The following is a 20,760-nucleotide window of genomic DNA, read 5'->3' as shown; positions in this document are numbered from 1 at the left end:
GGGAGCCATGACGGGTCCACCAGTTCGCAGCCGACGTCTGCGCCGTGAGGCGTGGGGCTTCGCGATCGGCTCGCTCGGCTTCCTCGTCGGCTCATTGCCGTCCTACGCCGAGGCCGTGGGAACAGTGACCACGAATGCCACGTTCTTCGTGGGCTCGATCTTCTTCACCCTGGCTGCTTTCGTGCAGCTCAGCCTCAGCGGGCGCAAGGTGTTGCCGCGGAACATGAGTCGAGTGGACCGCTACGATTGGTGGGCGGCCGCCTCGCAGTTCCTCGGAACGCTGTTCTTCAACCTGAGCACGGCGGAGGCCCTGCGCAGCGCACTGGCCGACCCGGACCAGGTCGGCGCCGGCTGGCGGCCCGACGCGTTCGGTTCGATCCTGTTCCTGATCTCGAGCGCGCTCGCCATCGTCGCCACACGCGGGCGCGGTCGCCTCTGGGACCCCGACGCCCGGCCATGGCACGGCCTGTGGCTGAATGCGGTCGGCTCCGTCGCGTTCGCCATCTCGGCGGTGGGCGCGTGGGTGATTCCTGAGACCGGCTCCTACCTCAGCCTGTTCTGGGCGAACCTCGGAACCCTGATCGGTGCCGTGTGCTTCCTGGTGGCCGCGTTGCTGTCTCGCCGTGGGGCGGACTGACTGCGGCGTGCAGTCGTCAGCGGGATGAGGCAGCCGGGGCCAACACGTCCAGCACTGCGAACGGGCGCTCGACGTGAGCGAAGTGCCCGGTGTCATCGATGGTGCGGGCCTTCAGCTGCGGCACGACAGCCGCGAGCCGCGCGAGGTCGTCGCGCGCGAGGAACACGTCGTGCCGGCCCTTGATCGCCGTGACGGGGCAGGTCACGCGCGGCCAGAGGCTCTGCGCCGGGTACATGCCTGCGGCATCCGAGGCCAGTGTGAAGGCGTGCGGACGCACCTCCTCGGCGATGGCGTCGTAGACGGAGCCGTCAATGAATCCCGGATGCCGGAACAGAGGCGAGGCGAGCCCCCGCATGAACCCCACCCGGCCGAGCCCGCGCACGACGGCGCGGCCGGCGCGCTCGTGCCAGTCGAGCATCTGCATCGCCTGACGCATGCCCACGAAGGCGGGGAGAGTGGTCAAGGCCGCCGATGGATGGCGCACGGCATCGAACACGCCGAACGTCGTCGGTGACACCAGGGTGAGGCCCACGGTCGCCCGGGGCTCGATGGCTGCGAGGTGCAGGGCGAGGGTGGCTCCGAAGGAGTGCCCGACCACACGCCAGCGTTCGTAGCCGAGCCCGCGCAGCGCCGCGGCGATGGCGCGCGTCACGTGATCGACCGTGAAGTGTGCGGCATCCGTCGGGAACGGGCTGGCGCCCCACCCCGGGATGTCGGGGATCACGAGGTTGTCGAGGGTGGAGTCGCCGCGGAGCTCGACTGCCTGAAGCAGCGGCGTGAAGGTCGTCCACGATCCGGCCGCGCCGTGCAGCATGAGCGTGGCCGTCTCGTCGGTGCGATCGCGTCGCCCGGTCTGCACCCTCAGCTCTCCGATGGCCGTGTGCACCGTGTGCGTCTCGAGATCGAGCTCGGCGGCTCGCGTGACGAGGCCGAACGGGGCGTACGCCGTCGAGGTCTGCTCTGCGATCATGGGAGGAGTTCGGAGCTGAAGGCGGAACGGATGCCGCGCCCCTCTACTCGTATGTCGACGTCGTTTTGCGCGACACGCCGTCGGTAGCGTAGACTCTCCCTTTGGCTAGGCGTGATCTCAGCGCCTGGATTCGCATGCCGCCTCCCCGACTCGCAAGAACCCGGGGTGAACGCATGCCGACAAGAGATCTTGGGAGGGGCATCTGCCCCTCGGTATTGGAGGAATCACAATGGCAGCAGTGTGCCAGGTGACAGGAGCCGTTCCCGGCTTCGGTCACAACATCTCGCACTCGCACCGACGCACCAAGCGTCGTTTCGACCCGAACGTGCAGCGTAAGACGTACTACGTCCCGTCGCTTCGCCGTAGCGTCACCCTGAACGTCAGCGCCAAGGGAATCAAGGTCATCGACGCCCGTGGCATCGAGTCCGTCGTCAAGGACATTCTCGCTCGTGGGGTGAAGATCTAATGGCCAAGCAGCAGGACATCCGTCCCATCATCAAGCTCCGTTCGACGGCTGGCACCGGGTACACCTACGTGACCCGCAAGAACCGTCGCAACAACCCCGATCGTCTCGTGCTGAAGAAGTACGACCCCGTAGTGCGCAAGCACGTCGACTTCCGCGAGGAGCGCTAAACATATGGCTAAGAAGAGCAAGATCGCCCGCAACGAGCAGCGCAAGGTCATCGTGGCGCGCTATGCCACGAAGCGCCTCGAGCTGAAGAAGGCTCTCGTCGACCCCAACGGAACCGACGAGTCCCGCGAGGAGGCCCGCAAGGGTCTGCAGAAGCTCCCCCGCAACGCATCCCCGATCCGCGTCCGCAGCCGCGACGCGATCGACGGCCGCCCCCGTGGTGTCCTCACGAAGTTCGGCGTCTCGCGCGTCCGCTTCCGTGACATGGCGCACCGCGGCGAGCTGCCCGGCATCACCAAGTCGAGCTGGTAGCAATCATCTCGGCCTGATGGCCTGAAACATCCTGAACGGGATGCCGACTTCGCGTCGGCATCCCGTTCAGTGCGTTAACCGGGGGAACGGAGGCCGGCGCCCGCACGCGCGCTGAAATGTACCCCGATGTGCCGCATCCGGGGGCGACTGACGTGACGAATGTGGCGAATGCGACCGATTCCGCGTGTCGCGAACGCTCATAAGGGCCTGAAATCCGCGGAATCTCGCGGATCTCTGTTACATTCGAGGCGGTCATCCGACCAAGAGGGGCAGGCGGAAACGCCCACCCCGCCATCTCGAAAAGCTGTACGGCTCGAAATCGAGTCGGCACGCAGATGTACGTCCGAGGAGGACACTCAATGGCTGACAAGTCGCTTAATAAGACCGAGCTCGTCGCAAAGATCGCAGCGTCCACGGGTCAGAGCCAGGCCACGGTCGACGGCGTTCTCGGCGGTTTCTTCGACGCTCTCGCCGAGTCCGTGGGCAACGACGTCAAGGTCTCGATCCCGGGATGGCTCGCTGTCGAGCGCACCCACCGCGCTGCACGCACCGGCCGCAACCCGCAGACCGGCGCCACCATCGAGATCGCTGCCGGCTACTCGGTCAAGGTCTCGGCTGGTTCGAAGCTCAAGGCTGCTGCCAAGTAGTCTTCGCTCCACCGCCCGCGAGGGGCTCGGCTTCGGCCGGGCCCCTCGCGTCGTTTACCTCCTCGCTCGCTGAGGCCCGGGCGAAGCCCGCGGTCGAAGCGCGTCGACTGCGCTTCGACCGCCGGCTGCGCGGGGGCCTCAGCGACCGGGAGGATAGGTGCGGAGCTGGAACGTAGACTTGACTGGTGAAGCGATCCGCCCGTGTGCTCGGCCCCGCCGTGCTCGTGGCGGCGGCGCTGGTCGCACTCATCGCAGCCCTCTCCTACGGCGGGGGAGCGGCACCGCAGGCCCTCGAGGACCCGGGCGCCCTCGTGCGCTGGGGTCTCCCCACGGCCAAACTGCTCGTGAACCTCGGGGCCGCCGGCATGATCGGCGCCCTCGTACTGGTGTGCTGGGCGCTCAGCCCCGACGAGGACGAGTTCGACGGAGCGCTCGACGTGGCAGCGGCATCCGCCGGCGTCTTCACGGTCGCGGCCGGAGCCACTGGATTCCTCACCTTCCTCTCGGTCACCAACACGCCGGTGACCCTCGACGATCGCTTCGGAGCCACCCTCAGCCAGTTCCTCACGGCGATCCCGCTCGGCCAGGCCTGGCTCGCGACCACCCTCATCGGTGCCCTCGTGACCGTGCTGTGCTTTGCCGTGCGCAACCATACGGCGCTGGTCTTCGTCACGGTGGTGGCGGTCGCCGCGCTCGTGCCGATGGCGCAGCAGGGTCACGCCGCCGGCACCGCCGGCCACAACGCCGCCATCATCGCGCTCGGCCTGCACCTGGTGTTCGCGGCGGTCTGGCTCGGCGGGCTGCTCACCATCGTGCTGCTGCGCTCGAAGCTCCAGCCCGGCCGTCTCGTCGCCGTGCTCGGTCGGTACTCGACCGTCGCCCTCATCTGCTTCATCGTCGTGGCGGCATCCGGCTATGTGAGTGCGGCACTGCGCATCGGCACCCTCGACAACCTGCTGACTCCGTACGGAGTGCTGGTGTTCGGCAAGATCGCCGCACTGCTGGCTCTCGGATGCTTCGGGGCCGTGCAGCGTCGCTACGCGATCGGACGCATCGCCCGCTCGGCCGAGCAGGGCCGGGGCAGTGCCCGCGGCTGGTTCTGGGGCATCGTGGTCGTGGAACTGGCATTCATGGGCGTGGCCGCGGGCCTTGCCGCGGCCCTCGCGCGAACGGCCACACCCATCGCCGAGACAGCGCCGGGCGCCGGCTCCCCGGCCGAGCTGCTCACCGGGGAACCGCTACCGCCAGTGTTGACCGCCGCACGCTACCTCTCGGAGTGGAACTGGGACCTGCTCTGGGTGCTGGCCTGCGCCTTCGGTGCGTTCTTCTACCTCGCCGGTGTCCGGCGCCTGCACCGCCGGGGCGACAGGTGGCCCGTCTTCCGCACCGTCTCGTGGCTGGCCGGCCTCGTCGTGCTGTTCTACGTCACCAACGGAGCCGTGAACCTGTACGGCCAGTACCTCTTCTCGACACACATGCTCGCGCACATGGTGCTCACCATGGGCGTGCCGGTGCTGCTGGTTCCCGGAGCCCCCGTCACCCTGGCCCTCCGCAGCATCCGCCCGCGCAAGGACGGCAGCCGAGGCGGGCGCGAGTGGATCATGCTCGCCGTGCACTCGCGCTTCGCCGGCACCATCGCCAACCCGATCGTCGCGGCCGTCCTGTTCGCCTCGAGCCTCTGGATCTTCTACTACACGACGTTGTTCAGCTGGGCGACCACCGACCATCTCGGCCACGAGTGGATGACGGTGCATTTCCTGCTCACCGGCTACCTGTTCGTGCAGTCCATCATCGGCATCGATCCGGTGCCCTACAGGCTGCCGTACCCCTTCCGCCTGCTGCTGCTGCTTCTCACCATGGCGTTCCACGCCTTCTTCGGCCTGGCGATCATGACCGGAACCGGCCTGCTGCTCGCCGACTGGTACGGCGCGATGGGTTGGGGAACGGATGCGCTGGCCGACCAGCAACTCGGCGGCGGCATCGCGTGGAGTGTCGGCGAGATCCCGACCGTGGCGCTGGCCATCGCCGTGGCCATCCAGTGGAGTCGAGCCGACGAGCGCGAGACCAAGCGTCGCGACCGCAACGCCGACCGCACCAACGAGGCCGAGCTCGAGGCCTACAACGCCCGCCTCGAGGCGATGGCGCAGCGGGACACCTCGGTTCGCTGAGGGCTGCTCGCCCCGACGCACCTTCCGCTCGCAGAGGGCCGAGCGAAGCGACCGCCCGACGCGCCATGAAGGGCGCGGAACGCCGGGACGCTTCGGGCGCGGAGTCCGTCCGGCCCTCAGCGAGCGGAGAGTGCCGGCACGGAACGGATCAGTGCAGCTGGATGTTCAGGTTGCCGTCTGGCCCGATCACGACCGTCGCGCCCATCGAGTAACCCTCGTCACGCTCGACCGTCGACTCCTCGCCGTCGTAGAGCGACTGCACCCCGACCGACACGTGAGCCACCCCCGGAGTCGATGGCATCTGGAAGGCCGTGTCATCCGGAACCAGCGTCACCTCGGGGTAGCTCACGATGCTCCACACGGGATCACTGATGACGCGATCGTCGATGACGGTACCGAAGGGGCAGCCCGTGGGCTGCAACACCTTCTGGGTGGCGCACTGGTCGAGGAACCCGTTGATCTCGGTCTGCACCTCATCGACGAACGCCTTCGTCGGCTGCACGTCGATGGAGACATCCCGCGTCCCGACCTTCGTGACGGGAACGGCCTGCGGCGGAGCCTCGAGCTGCAGCGATGACCGGCTGAACTCGTAGAGCGCCGGGGCGAGCACGAGGTAGTCGGCGGAGTTGTTGAAACTCGGGGCCGCGTCCGGTGCGGCGTGGGCGCGGGCGTCGAGGGTCAGTCCGTTGACGGTGAAGGTGTCGTCGTGCAGCACGGTGACAGCCAGTGCGGCGATGGGGCTCGTGGCGAAGCGCCAGGAGTGGAAGACCCCGCCCCAGGTTCCGTCGCGCTCGACGTCGAAGGTCATCGTCTCGGTCGTGCCGCCGAGCTTCACCCGATAGGTCACAGTGTGGTGGCCCTCGTCGTCGTTGGTGTCGCTCATCAACTCGACCGAGCTCGGTCCGCGCAGAACCGAGCTGCGCAACAGGGTGTCGACGGACTTGGGTGGAAGGCCGGCCGAGGCGAGGTCTTCGGGGGCGATGCGCACCCCGGGCATGTCCAGCGCGGCGCCGGCGTCGCCGTCCTCGACGGCCGAGAGGTACTGCTCCACGAAGCCGGCAGCGCTGTAGATGCCGCGGTTGAGGGATCCAACGGTCGCGAGGAGGGCGGCGACAAGCAAGAGGGCGATGGTGAGCCAGAGAAGCACAGCGGCCGCCGGATTCGTGACCCGGCTCGGAGCCGTCGTGGGTGCCGGAGAGGGCAGTGCGGCGGTTCCCGCGACGTAGGCGCCGAGTCGCGGGGTGGGGTCGCCGGCGGCGTGAGCGCCGTGGTGCCCGATGCCGAGCTCTCGATCCGAGACGATGGGCACGGGAACGGTGATGCCGAACGGGCTCGTCGCCGGAACCGACGTCGGCTCGATGTCGGGATCGTCGGCCGGATGCACGAGGGCCGGCTCCTGCTCGGGATCATCTCCGAGGGTCGGCAGCGACTCGGGGTCGGAGGCGGGGGTGGGCTCTGGTGCGATCTCGGGTTCGGGAGGCGGCGCGGATGCAGGCACGCCGTCGCGCTCCTCGTCCCTCCCCGGTTCCACGTGGTCATTCTATGGTGGGGCTCCGCACCGAACCCCGACGCGGCCCGGACAGTACAGTGGGATGACCGTCTCCGTCGTGAAAGGCCGCTGTGTCAGTCCCCGCTCTGTCGGCCGAGCAGGCCGCGGTCTTCGAGGCCATCGAGGCCACCCGCGATCACGTCTTCGTGACGGGTCGCGCAGGCACGGGCAAGTCGACGCTGCTCAATCATCTGAACTGGCACACCGAGAAGCAGATCGTCATCGCTGCACCCACGGGGGTGGCTGCCCTCAACGTGGGCGGCCAGACGATCCACTCGCTGTTCAGGCTGCCGATCGGGCTCATCGCCGACCATGACATCGACCAGAACGACGCCACCCGCAAGCTGCTGAACACCATCGACACCCTCGTGATCGACGAGGTGAGCATGGTGAGCGCCGACCTGATCGACGCCATGGACCGCAGCCTCCGCCAGGCTCGCAAGAAGCCGTTCACGGCGTTCGGCGGCGTGCAGGTGGTGCTGTTCGGCGACCCCTACCAGTTGGCTCCGGTGCCGGGGGATGCCGACGAGCGGGCGTACTTCACCGACCACTACCGCTCCATGTGGTTCTTCGACGCGAAGGTGTGGCAGGAGGCCGACCTGCGCATCTTCGAGCTCGGGCACATCCATCGTCAGAACGACGCCGAGTTCAGGCACATGCTGAACGCCGTGCGGCATGGCCAGGTCACCGCCGAGGTGGGCGGGCGTCTCAACTACATGGGAGCGCGCAGGCCGCTGCCCGAGGAGGGTGCCATCACCCTCGCGACGCGCAACGATGCCGTCAACCGCATCAACGCGTCAGCCCTGGCTCGCTTGACGGGGAGGTCTCAGGCCAACGAGGCCGACATCTCGGGGGACTTCGCCGGGCGCGCTTATCCGGCCGATCTCAAGCTCGAGCTCAAGGTGGGCGCCCAGGTCATGTTCCTGCGCAACGACTCGGCGATCGACGGCGGGCCGCGTTGGGTGAACGGCACCATCGGCGTGGTGACCGGCATCACCGACACTGTGCAGGTCGAGGTCGATGGCGAGGTGCACCACGTGGAGCCGGCGACGTGGGAGAAGTTCAAGTACACCTACAACGCCGCAACGAAGAAGCTGTCGAAGGACATCGTCGCCGAGTTCACGCAGTTCCCGCTTCGGCTGGCGTGGGCGGTCACCATCCACAAGTCGCAGGGGGCGAGCTACGACACCGCCATCGTCGATCTCGGTCCGCGGGCGTTCAGCCCCGGCCAGACCTACGTGGCGCTCAGCCGGCTGACGCGCCTCGAGGGGCTCTACCTCACGCGTCCGCTGCGGCCCAGCGACATCATCGTCGACGACGACGTGCGGCGCTTCATGGACTCGGCGGCGCAGATCCCGGCGATCGAGGCCGACGCAGCTCTCTGAGTGCCCGTTCGGCGACTGCGGCTCTGTCCTCTGCGAGCGGGAGGGCGGGGCCTAGTGCTCGTGCCCCGGCACGACGAGCTCGACGCCGTGCTCACCGTGCGGGTGGGCGTACTGCCCGGCCTCGGTGGCTGCGAGGGCGGGGGTCGCGATGGCCGACACCAGGGCGGCACTCGCCGCGAACGCGCCGACGAAGCGCCAGCCGCCGCCGGCCGCCGAAGGGGCGTGGGGCGAGGCGTGGACTGCGGACGAACCGGTTGATGCGGTTACGGCGGCGGAGGCATCCGCCCGCCGCAGCGATCGCGCGCAGACGGCCGCGACGGACAGGGTGAACATCGTCGCAGCGAGGAGAGGAAGAAGGGGGACGGATGCCGCGGGTTCGGCGGCTCCGACGGCCACGAGCGAGAACGCCACGGCCGCCCAGAGCGCCGACGACGCCGAGGACACGACGAGTGCGATTCGCACGAGAACAGGCCGCCCGGCACGCAGGACGGCGATGCCCCAGGTGACCTCGGCGATGCCGAGCACGGCGAGCAGCACCGCGAGGACGGCGGGGGCGCTCGCCGCGACGGCGAGGTGGATGAGACCCGCGCCCAGGGCCGCGAGCGGTGGCCAGGCCCGCCCCACCGACGACGCCGACGGGAACGGCGACGTCGTCGGTGGAACTGCGGCCCGGGTCGTCGCGGCCGGCTCGGTCGGCGCGGCCGGGGGGACCTGGCCGATCGAGGGGCGCGGGCGGCTCATCCGAGCGCTCATGGCAGTTACGCCACAGCCGCGTTCGAGCGAACGCTGCGCTCGGCTCCCAGACCGACGCCGAGCAGCAGGATCGCGCTGGCGAGGTGCAGGAAGTGGTCAGGCGTATTCAGCGCCAGGATGTTGGCCGAGGTGCCGGCCAGGAAGAATCCGACGATGCCGAGCAGCAGGTAGGCGGCACCGATGACGGTGTTGACGCCCTTCGCGGCCTTCACGCTCGACAGGCCGCCGATCAGCAGCACAGCGCCGATGAGCAGGTGGGCGATGTTGTGGAACGGGTTCACCTCGAAGATGCCGAGGAGGAGTCCGCCGCGAGTGGCCACGAAGTCGACTCCGCTGGTCACGAAGAAGCCGAGCACGCCCACGAGGAGGTAGACGGCGCCGAAGATGACGCCGACGATGCGGTTGGGTGAGGAATTCATGGCTTTCGCCTCCAGATTCTTGTCGGCGAGGCATCAGCCACGCAGATCGTGCGTGACTTCTGTCGCGCTCAGAGGGTTCGCCGCGGAAGGTGATATCGGATTGGGAGACGTTCGTTACCGGCGGCGGATGGGGCGCGCTCATGCGCGCCGTTAGGATCTAGTGAGCGGAACTCGAGGGGGATCGAAGTGACCGGCAGGACCAGAATGCGCAGCCTTGCCAGTGCGGCGATCCTTGCTGTCGTCGCACTGGCCGTGTCCGCGTGTTCGAGCACCGGAGCCGCCCGCGCAGCTCTCCCCGAGCAGGTCGACACGCCGTTCGGCAAGAGCGTCGAGGAATCTCTCAGCGACGCACTGAAGACGGCGATCGCGCTCTCCGATTCCACCGGTGGTGTCGCCGGTGTGTGGGCTCCGTGGGGCGGACAGTGGCTCGCCGCCAGTGGCAAGCTCGGCCTCACGGACAAGAGGCCGGTCACCACGGACACCCACTTCCGCATCGGCGAGTTGACGCAGGGCATGACCTGCACCGTGCTGATGCGGCTCGTCGACGAGAAGGTCGTCACCCTCGACGACTTCGTCTCGCACGTCCTCCCGTCCATCCCGGGCACGGCGGGTATCACCCTCGGACAGCTCTGCCAGGGCACCTCGGGGATCGCCGACACGAGGGGAACGCTCGGCGCGCAGTTCGCGAAGAACCCCGAACGCCCGTGGCCGCCCATCGAGATCGTCTCCAACGCGCTCGCCCTGCCGCGCACGGGTGCTCCGGGCGAGAAGTGGGCGCCATCCGACGGAGGCTACATGCTGCTCGGCCTCGCCCTCGAGGCGGCCACCGGCCGCAGCTGGAGCGATCTCGAGCAGGAGTACGTGCTCGACCCCCTCGGCCTCGACGAGACGACGATTCCCGGGGAATCGACCGTAGAGGTTCCCGGTGAGCACCCGGCAGGCTACGTCACCCCCACCGCCGACGGCGTGCCCCAGTGCGACGCCATCCGCGCCGTCTCGACGCTCTCGCCGTCGATGGCCGGCACCTCGGGCGGCGCCGTCTCGACAGTGCCGGAGCTCAAGGTCCTCGTGCAGTCGCTCGCATCGGGCACGACTCTCACCGAGAAGACCCACAAGCTCCAATGGGAGACCGTTCCGCTCGGAGGCGATGCGCCGCAGTGGGAGCAACAGGGCTACGGCGGCACCCAGATCGGCCCGCTGCGCGGTGGGTCGGGCAGCTTCGGCGGGTACATCAGCGCCGCGTACTCCGATCCGGCCAGCGGGCTCACCGTCGTGGTCATGCTCAACAACGCCACGGCAGGCAAGACGTTCGCCCAGAACTTCGCCCTGCAGCTCGCTTCCCTCGGAGCCAGAACCGATGCCGCGGCCGAGTCGAGCCTCGACAAGCCGGTGATCGAGCTCCCGTGGTCGGCCGAGCAGATGGCCGACAAGTTGACGGGCTCCGCGATCTGCCCGCCGAAGGGCGAGTGACCGGCAGGATCGCCCGCAGAGGCCCGGTCTCCGTCCGGCCTCGGCCACCATATCTGCGAGCATGGGCGGGTGACCGATTCGACGAAGGATGCCGCACTCTCCGTTCTCCGCCGACTGGTCGGCAACGACGAGGCTGAGTTCCACGACGGCCAGTTCGAGGCCATCGAGACCCTCGTCGACTCCCGCCGGCGGGCCCTCGTGGTGCAGCGCACGGGGTGGGGCAAGTCCGCCGTCTACTTCGTCGCCACCCTTCTGCTGCGCCAGCGCGGCGCCGGTCCCACGATCCTGGTCTCGCCTTTGCTCGCCCTCATGCGCGACCAGATCTCGGCGGCCGCCCGGGCCGGAGTGCGCGCCGTCGCCATCAACTCGACGAACGCGCACGAATGGGACGAGGTGCTGGCCCGACTGGCCGCCGACGAGGTCGACGTGCTCCTGGTCTCGCCTGAGCGGTTGAACAACCCGTCCTTCCGTGAGCAGCAGCTGCCTGCCCTCGTGCAGCGCGTCGGACTGCTGGTGGTCGACGAGGCGCACTGCATCAGCGACTGGGGCCACGACTTCCGCCCCGACTACAGGCGTCTGCGCGACCTGATCGCCCGGATGCCGGCATCGGTTCCCGTGCTCGCCACGACGGCCACGGCAAACAGCCGCGTCGTCGCCGACGTGGCCGAGCAGCTCGGCGCCGGTGCCGACGGCACGGCCGTCGACGTCGTGACGATCCGCGGACCGCTGGCCAGGGCATCGCTGCGCCTCGGCGTGCTGCGCCTGCCCGACGCCCAGGCACGCCTGGCCTGGCTGCTCAGTCATCTGGGTGAGCTTCCGGCATCCGGCATCATCTACACGCTCACCGTCGCCGCCGCCGAAGACACCGCCAGACTGCTGCGGCAGGCCGGCCACGACGTGCGCGCCTACACCGGTCAGACCGATCCGGGCGAACGCGAGGAGTCCGAGGGCATGCTCAAGCGCAACGAGGTGAAGGCCCTCATCGCCACGAGCGCGCTCGGCATGGGGTTCGACAAGCCCGACCTCGGCTTCGTGCTGCACCTGGGGGCACCGTCATCGCCGGTCGCCTACTACCAGCAGGTCGGCCGCGCCGGCCGCGCCACGGACAACGCCGACGTGCTGCTGCTCCCGGGCCGCGAGGATCCCGACATCTGGCACTACTTCGCCACGGCGTCGATGCCCAACCAGATCAGGGCCGAGCGTGTGATCGCGGAGCTGGCCGCCTCGTCGACGCCGACGTCGACCCCGGCACTCGAGGCTCTGGTCGACATCCGGCGCACCCCGCTCGAACTGCTGCTCAAAGTGCTCGACGTCGACGGGGCGGTCAAGCGTGTGCAGGGCGGCTGGATCGCCACGGGGCAGCCGTGGACCTACGACGCCGAGCGCTACACCCGCATCGCCGCGGAACGCACGGCCGAGCAACAGCACATGCTCGAGTACGAGACGACAGACGGATGCCGCATGGAGTTCCTGCAGCGCGCCCTCGACGACGAGACAGCGGCCCCCTGCGGCCGCTGCGACAACTGCGCAGGCGTCTGGTATCCGAAGGACCTCGCCGAGGGTGCCGCAGCGACGGCGTCATCGGCCCTCGGCCGCGTCGGTGTCCCCATCGATCCGCGGGCGCAGTGGCCGACCGGCGCCGACAAGCTCGGCGTCCCGGTGAAGGGACGCATCGCCGTCGACGAACGGATGCTGGAGGGACGCGCTCTGGCCCGGCTCACCGACCTCGGCTGGGGCGGGACCCTGCGCACTGTCTTCGCGGCCGGGGAACCGGATGCCGCGGTCTCGCGGTCAGTGCTCGACGCCTGCGTCCGGGTGCTCGCGGAGTGGGGCTGGGAGACGCGACCCGTCGGCGTGGTGGCGGTGCCGTCGAGGCGGCATCCGCTGCTGGTCGACTCGCTCGCCCACGGGCTCGCTGCCGTCGGGCGCCTGCCGTACCTCGGCGAGCTCGGCACCCGCAATGGCGGGCCGACCGGAGAACCCGGCGGCAACAGCGTCTACAGGCTCGGTGGCCTCTGGGACCGCTTCGACACGTCGACCCTCGACCTGGCGACAGCGGCATCGGGACCGGTGCTGCTGGTCGACGACCTCGTCGACAGCCGTTGGACCATCACCGTGGCGGCCCGGGAGCTGCGGCGGGCGGGCGTGCCTGCCGTGCTGCCGTTCGCGCTGGCTCTGCGCGGGTGACGCAGAGCTCCGTCCCGGACCGACGTGCGAGTCAGCGGAGTCTGGAAGCGGATACGCCCAGAACAGGCCGATTCGGCCTGTTCTGGTGCTCGACTCCGCTGACTCGTCCGGCGGCCGCGCCGACGGCACCCCCACAACGAGCCTGATCGCCGTGCCGACGGGCGTTTACCCAGCCGACGCTTGATAGCGTCTCGGGGGCGATCCGCCCGCACGACGACCGACAGCTTGCCGAGGCTCCGTAGATGAATCCCCCGCCAGCGCGGCCGCATTCGGCACGAGCCCGCGTCGCCGCGGTCGCCTCGGTGATCGCCGCCTGCGTGATTGCTCTCGTCTGTGTCGGCGTCAGCGGCGGCCCTGGAGTGGGGAATTCGACCGGAGCCGGATCGAGCGCGACGGATGTCACCCCGTCGGCGACCGCGAGCTCGTCCAGATCGGCGACCTCGGCCCCGACACCGACCGCCACGTCCATACCGACCGCCACACCGACACCGACCGCCACACCGACCGCCACGCCCGAATCGTCGTCGCCACCGGCTCCTGTCGGCACTGCGCTGGCCGCCCTCGCGACCCTGCAGATCAAGGGGCGAGCCCCCAAGACCGGCTACGACAGGGAGGGTGGATTCGGCAACGCCTGGAAGGACGTCGATCGCAACGGCTGCGACACTCGCAACGACGTTCTCGCCCGAGACCTCACCGAGATCGCGAAGTCGGGACCCTGCAAGGTCATGACGGGAATGCTGGTCTCGCCGTACACGGGCGCGACCATCGACTTCGTGCGCGGGCAGGACACGAGCGCGCTCGTGCAGATCGACCACCTCGTCGCGCTGTCGAATGCGTGGCAGACCGGAGCCCAGCAATTGACGCAGGCGCAGCGCGAGGCCCTGGCGAATGATCCGCTCAACCTGATGGCCGTCGACGGCCGCTCGAACATGCAGAAGGGCGACGGCGACGCCGCCACCTGGCTGCCGGCGCAGAAGTCCATCCGCTGCAGCTACGTCGCCCGTCAGGTGTCGGTCAAGTCGGTCTACGGCCTGTGGGTCACGCAGGCCGAGCACGACGCGATCGAGCGCATCCTCGACACCTGCCCGACGCAGAAGGCGTATCCGGCGACTATCTCCGCTCGTTGAGGCGCGGGCGAAGCCCGCGGTCGGAGCGGGCCGCCGACCGGATGCGCTTCGGGCGGTCGCTGCGCTCGGCCCTCAGCGAGCGACAGAACCGGCCGCTGCGCCGGATCTCAGCGAGCGACAGAACCGGCCGCTGCGCTCGGCCCTCAGCGAGCGGGAATCGCCGTGGGCCCAGTCAGCCCGGCCAGCTCGTACTGGCGCACGCGCAGCTGACGAGTGGCCGAGCAGGTCGAGAGCAGGGGCTCGGATGCCGATTCCGCGAGCTCGACGGTGACGGGACCGGCAGCGGATCCCAGCGACACAGTCCAACCCGAGCCTCCGTCTGACGTCGTCGTCGCACGCTCGCCCAGTGGCGGGTAGGCCTCGATGCCCTCGTCACCCAGTGCCAGTCGTGCGTAGTGCTGCGCGGCCTGCACGGGATGCGACAGGGAACTGCGGCCGCGGTAGTGCTCCTCGACGACGCGGCCGTCGAGGTAGGCCTCGGCGATGCGCACGGCATCTCCATCGTCGGCGTTGCCGTAGTAGAGCCCGTGCGGCAGCATCACGAGGGTGCCGGCGAAGCGGTCCCCGCCCAGGTGAGAGCACTCCCAGGTCTCCTCCGGGAAGGCTCGAGCGAGTGTCGTCACGACCTGGCGACCGCGCACGGCGCAGCACTGGTCGTGGCGCGCGTGGGCGCAGACGGCGAAGATCGGTCGATCGGATGGCTCACCCGTCGAGCCGTCGAGCGGAACGTCGAGCAGCTCCTCCGGCTTGTCGACCGAACCCCAGCGCACGGACTCGTGTCCCGGCCTGGAGTCGACGCTCGCCCACGACCACGAGGTCTGCTCGCGCCGACGGCCGGTGCGACGGATGGCGAGAGGGCGCATGCCTGCGCCTTCGATGCGATGGATCATTGCCCGACCGAGTGTCGTGTCGAAGGGCGGATCCAGGAAGGCACGCGATCCCCACGGCCCCGAGATCTCGATGAGGAACCACTGCATGCCGCGCGAGCCCGTGCCGGTGAGGGGGTCGCCGCGTTGCCTGGAGCGGTCACTGCACGGTTGCCAGCCGCCGTCGCCGAACGGGCCGTCCACGCTCACGCCGCTGCCGGCCGTGTAGTCACTCGAGCGCCACGAGGAAGCCCTCGCGCAGCAGGCGGCGCACCACGACGACGGCATCCGATTCGTCCAACCCCGGAACCTCGGCCACGACGGTCTCGACGCCGGTGATCAGGTGGCGAAGGGCCTCCGTCGCCTCACCGGGCAGCGTCAGTGTCGTGAGCCGGGAGACCAGACGCGCCTTGTCGCCCGACTGCTCCACGCGTGCGCCCAGTGAGCCGCGCCAGCGCACCCGGGTCGTTCCGTCGAGGCGGGCGATGGCGTCGACAGTGGCGAGCGGGGCGATCGGCTCGGGGCGGGTCGCGTCGGTGAGTCGTGCCGATAGCCGGCGGGCGACGCGGTCGGTCGACGCGGCGGCCTCATCGGCGCTCGCCGCCGTCAGCACGGCGATGAGCTGCTCCGCCGTCTGCTCGACGATGGCACGCACGGCTGCGTCATCCGTCAGGTCGATGCCCAGCGGCAGCGACGCGCGCAGTGCCGGAGAGTCGCCAGCCACGGCGACGAGGGTCTGCACGACATCGGCGCGCGTGTAGGCGGCCATGCCGATCGTCAGGTGAACGGAGGTGTCGCCGAGGGCCTCGGCCGAGTGGATCCAGCCGCGCGGCAGGTACAGGGCGTCGCCGGGGCGCAGGACGGCGTCGATGACGGGGGCGTGGGTCGCCGCCTCTGCGACGGCGGCGCCGTGGTCGCTCCACGGTTGGTCACGCAGGGGGTCGACGTGAACGGGCGCGTGGATGCGCCAGTGCTTCTCGCCGCTGATCTGCAGCACGAACACGTCGTGCACGTCGTAGTGCGGATCGAAGCCGCGTGACGACGCCGGGGTCACGTAGGCGTTCACCTGGGCGGGATGACCGATGTCATCGATGAGGCGCCTGGTGAAATCGATGAGCGGCGGCCAGAGCCTGTGCAGGCCCTGCAGCACGATCGTGGCGCCACCGGCGAACTCCGCCAGCACCTTGTCGGAGCTGACCTGGTCGCCGACCTCGGCGCCGAATCCGCCCGGTGCGGTGTAGGACGCAGGCTTCAGGACCGTGCCCTCGTGCGCCATGCGGATGAATGGGGTCCGGAGGCCGCGCTCGGTCACCAACTCGTCGACCGCTTCGGTGGAGAACAGGTCGTCGAAGGCTCCGGCCAGGGTCGCGGCCTCGGAGAGCAGTGGTCGCCTGCCCCAGTACTCCCGGGCGAACTCGTCGGCCGGAATGCGGATGCAGCGCGAAAGCGCGGGCCGGTCGCCCGGCCCGCGTTCCGTGTCGTTCATCTCAGGCAGAGCCGTCGGCGCCGCCGTCGTGGCCGTCGGGGTTCGCTCCTCCGTCGGCAGTTCCCTCGCCGGCAGAGCCGTCGGCTCCACCGTCGTGGCCACCGGGGTTCGCTCCTCCGTCGGCAGGACCCTCGCCGCCCGATGCCGAGCCGTCGGCTCCGCCATCGTGACCGCCCGGGTTCGCTCCGCCGTCTGCGACGCCTTCGCCGCCGCCTGCGGCCTCGTTCGTGATGTCCTCGTCGTTGATCGCCATAGTCATCCTTCCCACCAATGCGGCGTGGTCGCCGCGCTCTTCACAGTACGCCCGCCTCACACAGGATTCACCCCCTTGCGTCACCGCGCGAGAACCAGAGTCATCAGTTGGAGGCCTCCATCGACGAGGTGCCGTCCGGATGCCACGTGAACTCGAAGTCACTCACGTTCGGCTGCCCGGGGAGGTCGCGATAGGGCGTCATGCTCTGCCAGCGCAGCTGCAGTCCGCTGGCGTCGAGGTCGCGCTCCGGGGTGCAGGTGGCCGCGAAGTCCTGGGTCTGGATGACGACGATCAGGCAGATGTCGTCGTCGACATCGCGCGCGAGGTACAGGGTGTCGAGTCCGGCCTCCAGCAGCTGGCGGAAGGAGGAGGCGACGAACCTGTCGCCGAGCGGTATGTCGGGGATGTCGACGGGCGCCTGCGGTCTGGCGAAGGCGATCGCAGCCGCCGACGGCTCCGGGGCGGGCGCCCCGCCGAGGACGCCTGAGACGACGCCGGTGATAGTGCCGGACGACGTGACGCCGATGACCACGCCGATGACGAGGGCTGCAGCGGCGCCGACTGCGGCCAGCACGATGCCACGCCGGCCGCTGTCGCGTGCGGGATGACCAGCGACGACGGTGTCGGATGCGGCGGTTTCGGGCGCGGGCCCGCGAGCAGCGTCGGTCGTCGGCGCCGTGTCGACGGCGGCCTGCTCGGCCTCGAGGCCTCGCAGCTCGTCGAGCGCGTCGTCGCGGGCGGCATCCGTCACCGCATCGGCCGAGTACAGCGAACGCTGCAGGTGACGGATGCGCTCCTCGCGCTCAGCCGGTTGCATCGCTCACCCGCTGTGGGCGGCTGCGCAGGTCTGCGTCGTGGCCGCGATCCCCACGGTCTTCAGGACTGTCAGCCCGGCGTGCGAGCGAAGCAGTCGACCGTGGCGCGGCGACTGGCGTGAAGCGCGTGGTTCGGGTCCATCCGAGACTGTCATCGGCCGTTCCCCTCCTCACTCGTCGCTGAGTTCATGCTGCCATGGGTATGTTTCGGCAACGTCGACTCCGACACCCCCAGAGATGGTTCGTCAGCGGCCGACACGGTGAGCACGACACGGGCCAGGTGTGGGTCGCGCTCGAGGTCCTTCTCGATGCCCCTGAGCTCGAGCGCGAGGGCGTCCTCCCGCACGTTGCCCGCCAGGTCGATGGCGGCGATGAGGAAGAGCTGTCCGGGGCCGATGAACTCGACGTGCAGGCTGGTCACCCGGTCGATGTCCGGTCGCTGCAGCAGCCTGCCGAGCACCTCCTGCTCGTCCTCGGCTCCGATGGCCTCCCCGAGCAGGAACGCGCGATTGCGGCTGATGAGCACGATGGCCACGACGCCGAGCAGCAGGCCGACGCCCATGGATCCGATCGCGTCGAACACCGGCGACCCCGTGAGCTGGTGCAGGAGGATGCCGAGGAAGGCGATGACGAGTCCGATCAGGGCGGCGGCATCTTCGGCGAACACTGCCCGCAGGGTCGGGTTGGAACTCGCGATGACGTGGTTGAGCGTGCCGCGGTTGGCCTCGTGCGCACTCTCGCGGGCCTCGCGCAGCGCACGGACGAACGAGATGCCCTCGAGCACGAACGAGACCGCGAGCACGATGTACGCGATGGTGTAGTCGGTGGCGGGCTCCGGATCGAGGAGTGCCTGGATGCCGTGCTGGATCGACACCACGGCGCCGGCGGTGAACAGGCCGAACGCCGCGAACATCGACCAGATGTAGGCGTCCTTTCCATAGCCCAGCGGATGCCGCGAGTCGGCCGGGCGCTGCGAGCGCCTCTCGGCGATCAGCAGCAGCACCTCGTTGCCGGCATCCGCCCACGAGTGTGCGGCCTCTGCCACCATCGACGCCGACCCCGTGATGACGGCGGCGACGCTCTTGGCGACGGCGATGAGGACGTTCGCCGCGAAGGCGACGAGCACCGTGACGAGCGTGTCGCCCGTCCGGGGCGGGGCGTCGGCGACATCGCCGGCGGCGACGGTGGCCCCGGTTCGCGCCGGAACGTCGATCCTGATGTCGGGATGCGGCTGCTGATCGCGCGGAGCGACGCCGGACTGCTCGGCACCCATGGCGACCCCCTGCAGAGAATGTTGCGTCGACCTGTCGAGTCTGGCACTGCCGCATCCGTCGGTCGAGGCCAGACGCTCGGCCCAGCCTAGGATCGAGAGGTGACGGACGAGGCGACTGCGGCGGATCCCGGAGCCGCACCCGATTCACGCCGCGCGACGGTGGGGGCACTCACCCAGGTGGGCACCGAGGTGAGCATCAACCTCGGGTCGTCATTGGCCGGCGTCGTCATTCCTGTCGTCGGATCCTTCGTGGTGGTGGCCGTGCGGCAGCTGGTCATGGCGATCGTGGTGCTTCCGCTCTACCGTCCGAAGCGTGCCGAGCTCACCTGGGCGCGGCTGTGGCCGGCCCTGGCGCTCGGCGTGGTCCTGGCCGTCATGAACCTCGCCTTCTACGAGTCCGTGCACCTCCTCGGGCTCGGGGTCGCCGCCACGATCGAGTTCCTCGGTCCACTCCTGTTGGCCCTGACCACGTCGCGCAGACTTCTCGACGTGATCTGCGTCATCGCGGCCGGCGTCGGCGTGGTGATGCTCACGGGGCTCGATGGCACCATCAACGCGTGGGGCGTGGTGCTGGCCCTCACGGCCGCGGCCAGCTGGGCCGCGTACATCCTGTTGACCCGCCGCGTGGCGCTGAGGCTCCCCGGCCTCGAGGGCCTCACAGTGGCGAGCATAGTGAGCCTGGTGCTGCTGGTACCTGCCGCGCTGTTCACGCTCGACGTCTCGGTGATCGACTGGCGGGTGCTCGGCCTGCTGCTCGCCATCGGCGTGCTGTCGTCGGCCCTGCCCTACAGTCTCGACACCTTCATCCTGCGGCGCATCACGGCCAGGGTGTACGCCATCATCACGTCGTTCGGACCCGTGATCGCCGCGATCTTCGGATGGCTCATCCTGGCTGAGCAGTTCACGCTCGTGCAGGTTCTCGCCATCGCCCTGGTCTGCGGTGCTGCCGGTACGGCTCTCGCGACGCAGCGCGACGCTCCGGCCTCCGACCTCGAGATGACCGCAGAGGGGCAGCATTAGCCCTGCCGGCTGGCGCTTCGGGCGGTCGCTGCGCTCGGCCCTCGGCGAGCGGCGTTCAGAGGTTGGTCAGCCCGGCGCCGAGGATGACGACGCCCACCATGAGGAGCACGATGAAGGTGATCACGCCGCTCTTGGCGAGGATGTAGTCGCGCATGCGCACCAGTCGGTCCGCCATCTTCTCCTGGCGGGCGAGGGTCATGATCACCGGCACGCTCACGGTCACCGAGCTCAACAGCGTGTAGAGCAAAAGACAAGCGAGTCCCTCGCTCGGGCTGAGATGGGCCGTGCCGATGGCGATTCCCGCGGCCGTGGCGAGCAGCAGAGCCTTCGGACGCACATTGAGCAGCAGTGCGAAGCCCACGGCCGGCCAGACTCCGAACGTCGCCACCCTGTCGAGCATGGCGTTGGACGACGCGGGCTCGCGACCACGCGTTCGGATCAACTCCACGACAGCGAGGGCGATGAGAAGCAGTCCGAGCACGATCTCGATCACGCCGAGGCTCGTTCCCACACGGACGCGACGGGGAAGCGAGGCGAGCCCGAAGCTGAGGACGGCGGCCACTGCGAACATACCGACGACATAGACGAGGAGGTAGGGAAGAGCCGTGCTGTTGCGTTTCGGCGAGAGCAGCAGGATGACGGTGGTGAGGAAGGGCACGGAGCTCAGGGCCATGGCGAGGGAGATGGGGAGGAGAGCACCGACGACCTGAAGCATCCGTGAACCTCATCTCATGCCCAGACACGTTCGTGAGTCGTGCTCAGGAGAGCACAGTGGTCACGCTATCGTGGCCC

Annotated in this window: 21 protein-coding genes; 11 read left to right on the top strand and 10 right to left on the bottom strand. The window is 69.3% G+C overall.

Translation table 11 applies throughout. The features are described from left to right. Nucleotides 1–7 precede the first annotated feature (7 nt). Nucleotides 8–637, top strand: coding sequence for a hypothetical protein (locus AADV74_RS09880; RefSeq protein ID WP_342113589.1), 630 nt, complete (start codon nucleotides 8–10; stop codon nucleotides 635–637). Nucleotides 638–653: 16 nt separating this feature from the next. On the opposite strand, the gene AADV74_RS09875 is transcribed toward AADV74_RS09880, so the two are convergent. Continuing rightward, entirely contained in the window at nucleotides 654–1,607 is a 954-nt protein-coding gene (locus AADV74_RS09875) for an alpha/beta fold hydrolase (RefSeq protein ID WP_342113588.1), read from the bottom strand. Between the two features lie 229 nt (nucleotides 1,608–1,836). Here AADV74_RS09875 and rpmB point away from each other — a divergent pair, with 229 nt between their 5' ends. The 5 genes from rpmB (at nucleotide 1,837) to AADV74_RS09850 (ending at nucleotide 5,365) form a co-directional block, all read left to right on the top strand. After that, nucleotides 1,837–2,073, top strand: a complete 237-nt coding sequence (gene rpmB / locus AADV74_RS09870; protein WP_055823794.1) for a 50S ribosomal protein L28 — start codon at nucleotides 1,837–1,839, stop codon at nucleotides 2,071–2,073. Next, complete coding sequence (gene rpmG / locus AADV74_RS09865) at nucleotides 2,073–2,240, top strand: 50S ribosomal protein L33 (RefSeq protein ID WP_021760158.1); 168 nt, start codon at nucleotides 2,073–2,075, stop codon at nucleotides 2,238–2,240. The genes rpmB and rpmG overlap by 1 nt, the downstream gene beginning before the upstream one ends. A 4-nt stretch (nucleotides 2,241–2,244) precedes the next feature. Continuing rightward, nucleotides 2,245–2,550 carry a 30S ribosomal protein S14 gene (gene rpsN / locus AADV74_RS09860; RefSeq protein WP_342113566.1) on the top strand — a complete coding sequence of 102 codons (306 nt, stop codon included), beginning with the start codon at nucleotides 2,245–2,247 and terminating at the stop codon, nucleotides 2,548–2,550. Between the two features lie 359 nt (nucleotides 2,551–2,909). After that, the gene (locus tag AADV74_RS09855; protein WP_055823789.1) at nucleotides 2,910–3,197 is read left to right on the top strand and encodes an HU family DNA-binding protein; all 288 of its coding nucleotides are present in this window, start codon (nucleotides 2,910–2,912) and stop codon (nucleotides 3,195–3,197) included. A gap of 185 nt (nucleotides 3,198–3,382) precedes the next feature. Further along, nucleotides 3,383–5,365 (top strand): bifunctional copper resistance protein CopD/cytochrome c oxidase assembly protein, encoded by a 1,983-nt coding sequence (locus tag AADV74_RS09850; RefSeq protein ID WP_342113561.1) that lies wholly within the window; start codon nucleotides 3,383–3,385, stop codon nucleotides 5,363–5,365. Nucleotides 5,366–5,513: 148 nt separating this feature from the next. Here AADV74_RS09850 and AADV74_RS09845 read toward each other — a convergent pair whose 3' ends face one another. Next, nucleotides 5,514–6,896, bottom strand: coding sequence for a hypothetical protein (locus AADV74_RS09845; RefSeq protein WP_342113560.1), 1,383 nt, complete (start codon nucleotides 6,894–6,896; stop codon nucleotides 5,514–5,516). A gap of 89 nt (nucleotides 6,897–6,985) precedes the next feature. Between AADV74_RS09845 and AADV74_RS09840 the strand changes: the two genes are divergently transcribed. Next, nucleotides 6,986–8,299, top strand: coding sequence for an ATP-dependent DNA helicase (locus AADV74_RS09840; protein ID WP_342113558.1), 1,314 nt, complete (start codon nucleotides 6,986–6,988; stop codon nucleotides 8,297–8,299). A 51-nt stretch (nucleotides 8,300–8,350) separates the two neighbouring features. Here AADV74_RS09840 and AADV74_RS09835 read toward each other — a convergent pair whose 3' ends face one another. Both AADV74_RS09835 and AADV74_RS09830 read right to left on the bottom strand, forming a co-directional pair. Beyond that, entirely contained in the window at nucleotides 8,351–9,040 is a 690-nt protein-coding gene (locus AADV74_RS09835) for a hypothetical protein (RefSeq protein WP_342113557.1), read from the bottom strand. A gap of 17 nt (nucleotides 9,041–9,057) precedes the next feature. Continuing rightward, on the bottom strand, nucleotides 9,058–9,471 hold the full coding sequence (locus AADV74_RS09830; protein WP_342113555.1) for a DUF4383 domain-containing protein: 414 nt from the start codon (nucleotides 9,469–9,471) through the stop codon (nucleotides 9,058–9,060). A 204-nt stretch (nucleotides 9,472–9,675) separates the two neighbouring features. Between AADV74_RS09830 and AADV74_RS09825 the strand changes: the two genes are divergently transcribed. The 3 genes from AADV74_RS09825 to AADV74_RS09815 all read left to right on the top strand — a co-directional run bounded on the left by AADV74_RS09825 (nucleotide 9,676) and on the right by AADV74_RS09815 (nucleotide 14,255). Continuing rightward, nucleotides 9,676–10,941, top strand: a complete 1,266-nt coding sequence (locus tag AADV74_RS09825; RefSeq protein ID WP_342113553.1) for a serine hydrolase domain-containing protein — start codon at nucleotides 9,676–9,678, stop codon at nucleotides 10,939–10,941. A 69-nt stretch (nucleotides 10,942–11,010) separates the two neighbouring features. Then, nucleotides 11,011–13,128 (top strand): RecQ family ATP-dependent DNA helicase, encoded by a 2,118-nt coding sequence (locus tag AADV74_RS09820; protein WP_342113551.1) that lies wholly within the window; start codon nucleotides 11,011–11,013, stop codon nucleotides 13,126–13,128. 359 nt (nucleotides 13,129–13,487) lie between these two features. After that, nucleotides 13,488–14,255, top strand: coding sequence for an HNH endonuclease family protein (locus AADV74_RS09815; protein ID WP_342113549.1), 768 nt, complete (start codon nucleotides 13,488–13,490; stop codon nucleotides 14,253–14,255). 143 nt (nucleotides 14,256–14,398) lie between these two features. Here AADV74_RS09815 and AADV74_RS09810 read toward each other — a convergent pair whose 3' ends face one another. The 5 genes from AADV74_RS09810 to AADV74_RS09790 all read right to left on the bottom strand — a co-directional run bounded on the left by AADV74_RS09810 (nucleotide 14,399) and on the right by AADV74_RS09790 (nucleotide 18,948). Further along, nucleotides 14,399–15,331: a ferredoxin family protein gene (locus AADV74_RS09810; protein ID WP_342113547.1), complete on the bottom strand. Its 933-nt coding sequence runs from the start codon at nucleotides 15,329–15,331 to the stop codon at nucleotides 14,399–14,401. A gap of 19 nt (nucleotides 15,332–15,350) precedes the next feature. Beyond that, on the bottom strand, nucleotides 15,351–16,607 hold the full coding sequence (locus AADV74_RS09805) for a cupin domain-containing protein (protein ID WP_342113545.1): 1,257 nt from the start codon (nucleotides 16,605–16,607) through the stop codon (nucleotides 15,351–15,353). Between the two features lies 1 nt (nucleotide 16,608). Beyond that, nucleotides 16,609–16,860, bottom strand: coding sequence for a hypothetical protein (locus AADV74_RS09800; RefSeq protein ID WP_055823758.1), 252 nt, complete (start codon nucleotides 16,858–16,860; stop codon nucleotides 16,609–16,611). A gap of 103 nt (nucleotides 16,861–16,963) precedes the next feature. Next, complete coding sequence (locus tag AADV74_RS09795) at nucleotides 16,964–17,677, bottom strand: hypothetical protein (protein WP_342113539.1); 714 nt, start codon at nucleotides 17,675–17,677, stop codon at nucleotides 16,964–16,966. 149 nt (nucleotides 17,678–17,826) lie between these two features. Beyond that, complete coding sequence (locus AADV74_RS09790) at nucleotides 17,827–18,948, bottom strand: cation diffusion facilitator family transporter (RefSeq protein ID WP_342113537.1); 1,122 nt, start codon at nucleotides 18,946–18,948, stop codon at nucleotides 17,827–17,829. Nucleotides 18,949–19,047: 99 nt separating this feature from the next. Between AADV74_RS09790 and AADV74_RS09785 the strand changes: the two genes are divergently transcribed. Further along, a complete protein-coding gene (locus AADV74_RS09785; RefSeq protein WP_342113535.1) occupies nucleotides 19,048–19,968 on the top strand; it encodes an EamA family transporter in 921 nt (306 codons plus the stop codon). 55 nt (nucleotides 19,969–20,023) lie between these two features. Here AADV74_RS09785 and AADV74_RS09780 read toward each other — a convergent pair whose 3' ends face one another. Continuing rightward, nucleotides 20,024–20,683 (bottom strand): GAP family protein, encoded by a 660-nt coding sequence (locus tag AADV74_RS09780; protein WP_342113533.1) that lies wholly within the window; start codon nucleotides 20,681–20,683, stop codon nucleotides 20,024–20,026. Nucleotides 20,684–20,760 lie beyond the last annotated feature (77 nt).

It is taken from the genome of Leifsonia stereocauli (assembly GCF_038432415.1).
Lineage (GTDB): Bacteria > Actinomycetota > Actinomycetes > Actinomycetales > Microbacteriaceae > Orlajensenia > Orlajensenia stereocauli.
The sequence above is the reverse complement of the archived record's forward strand: the minus strand, read 5'-3'. Positions and strand labels throughout refer to the sequence as shown.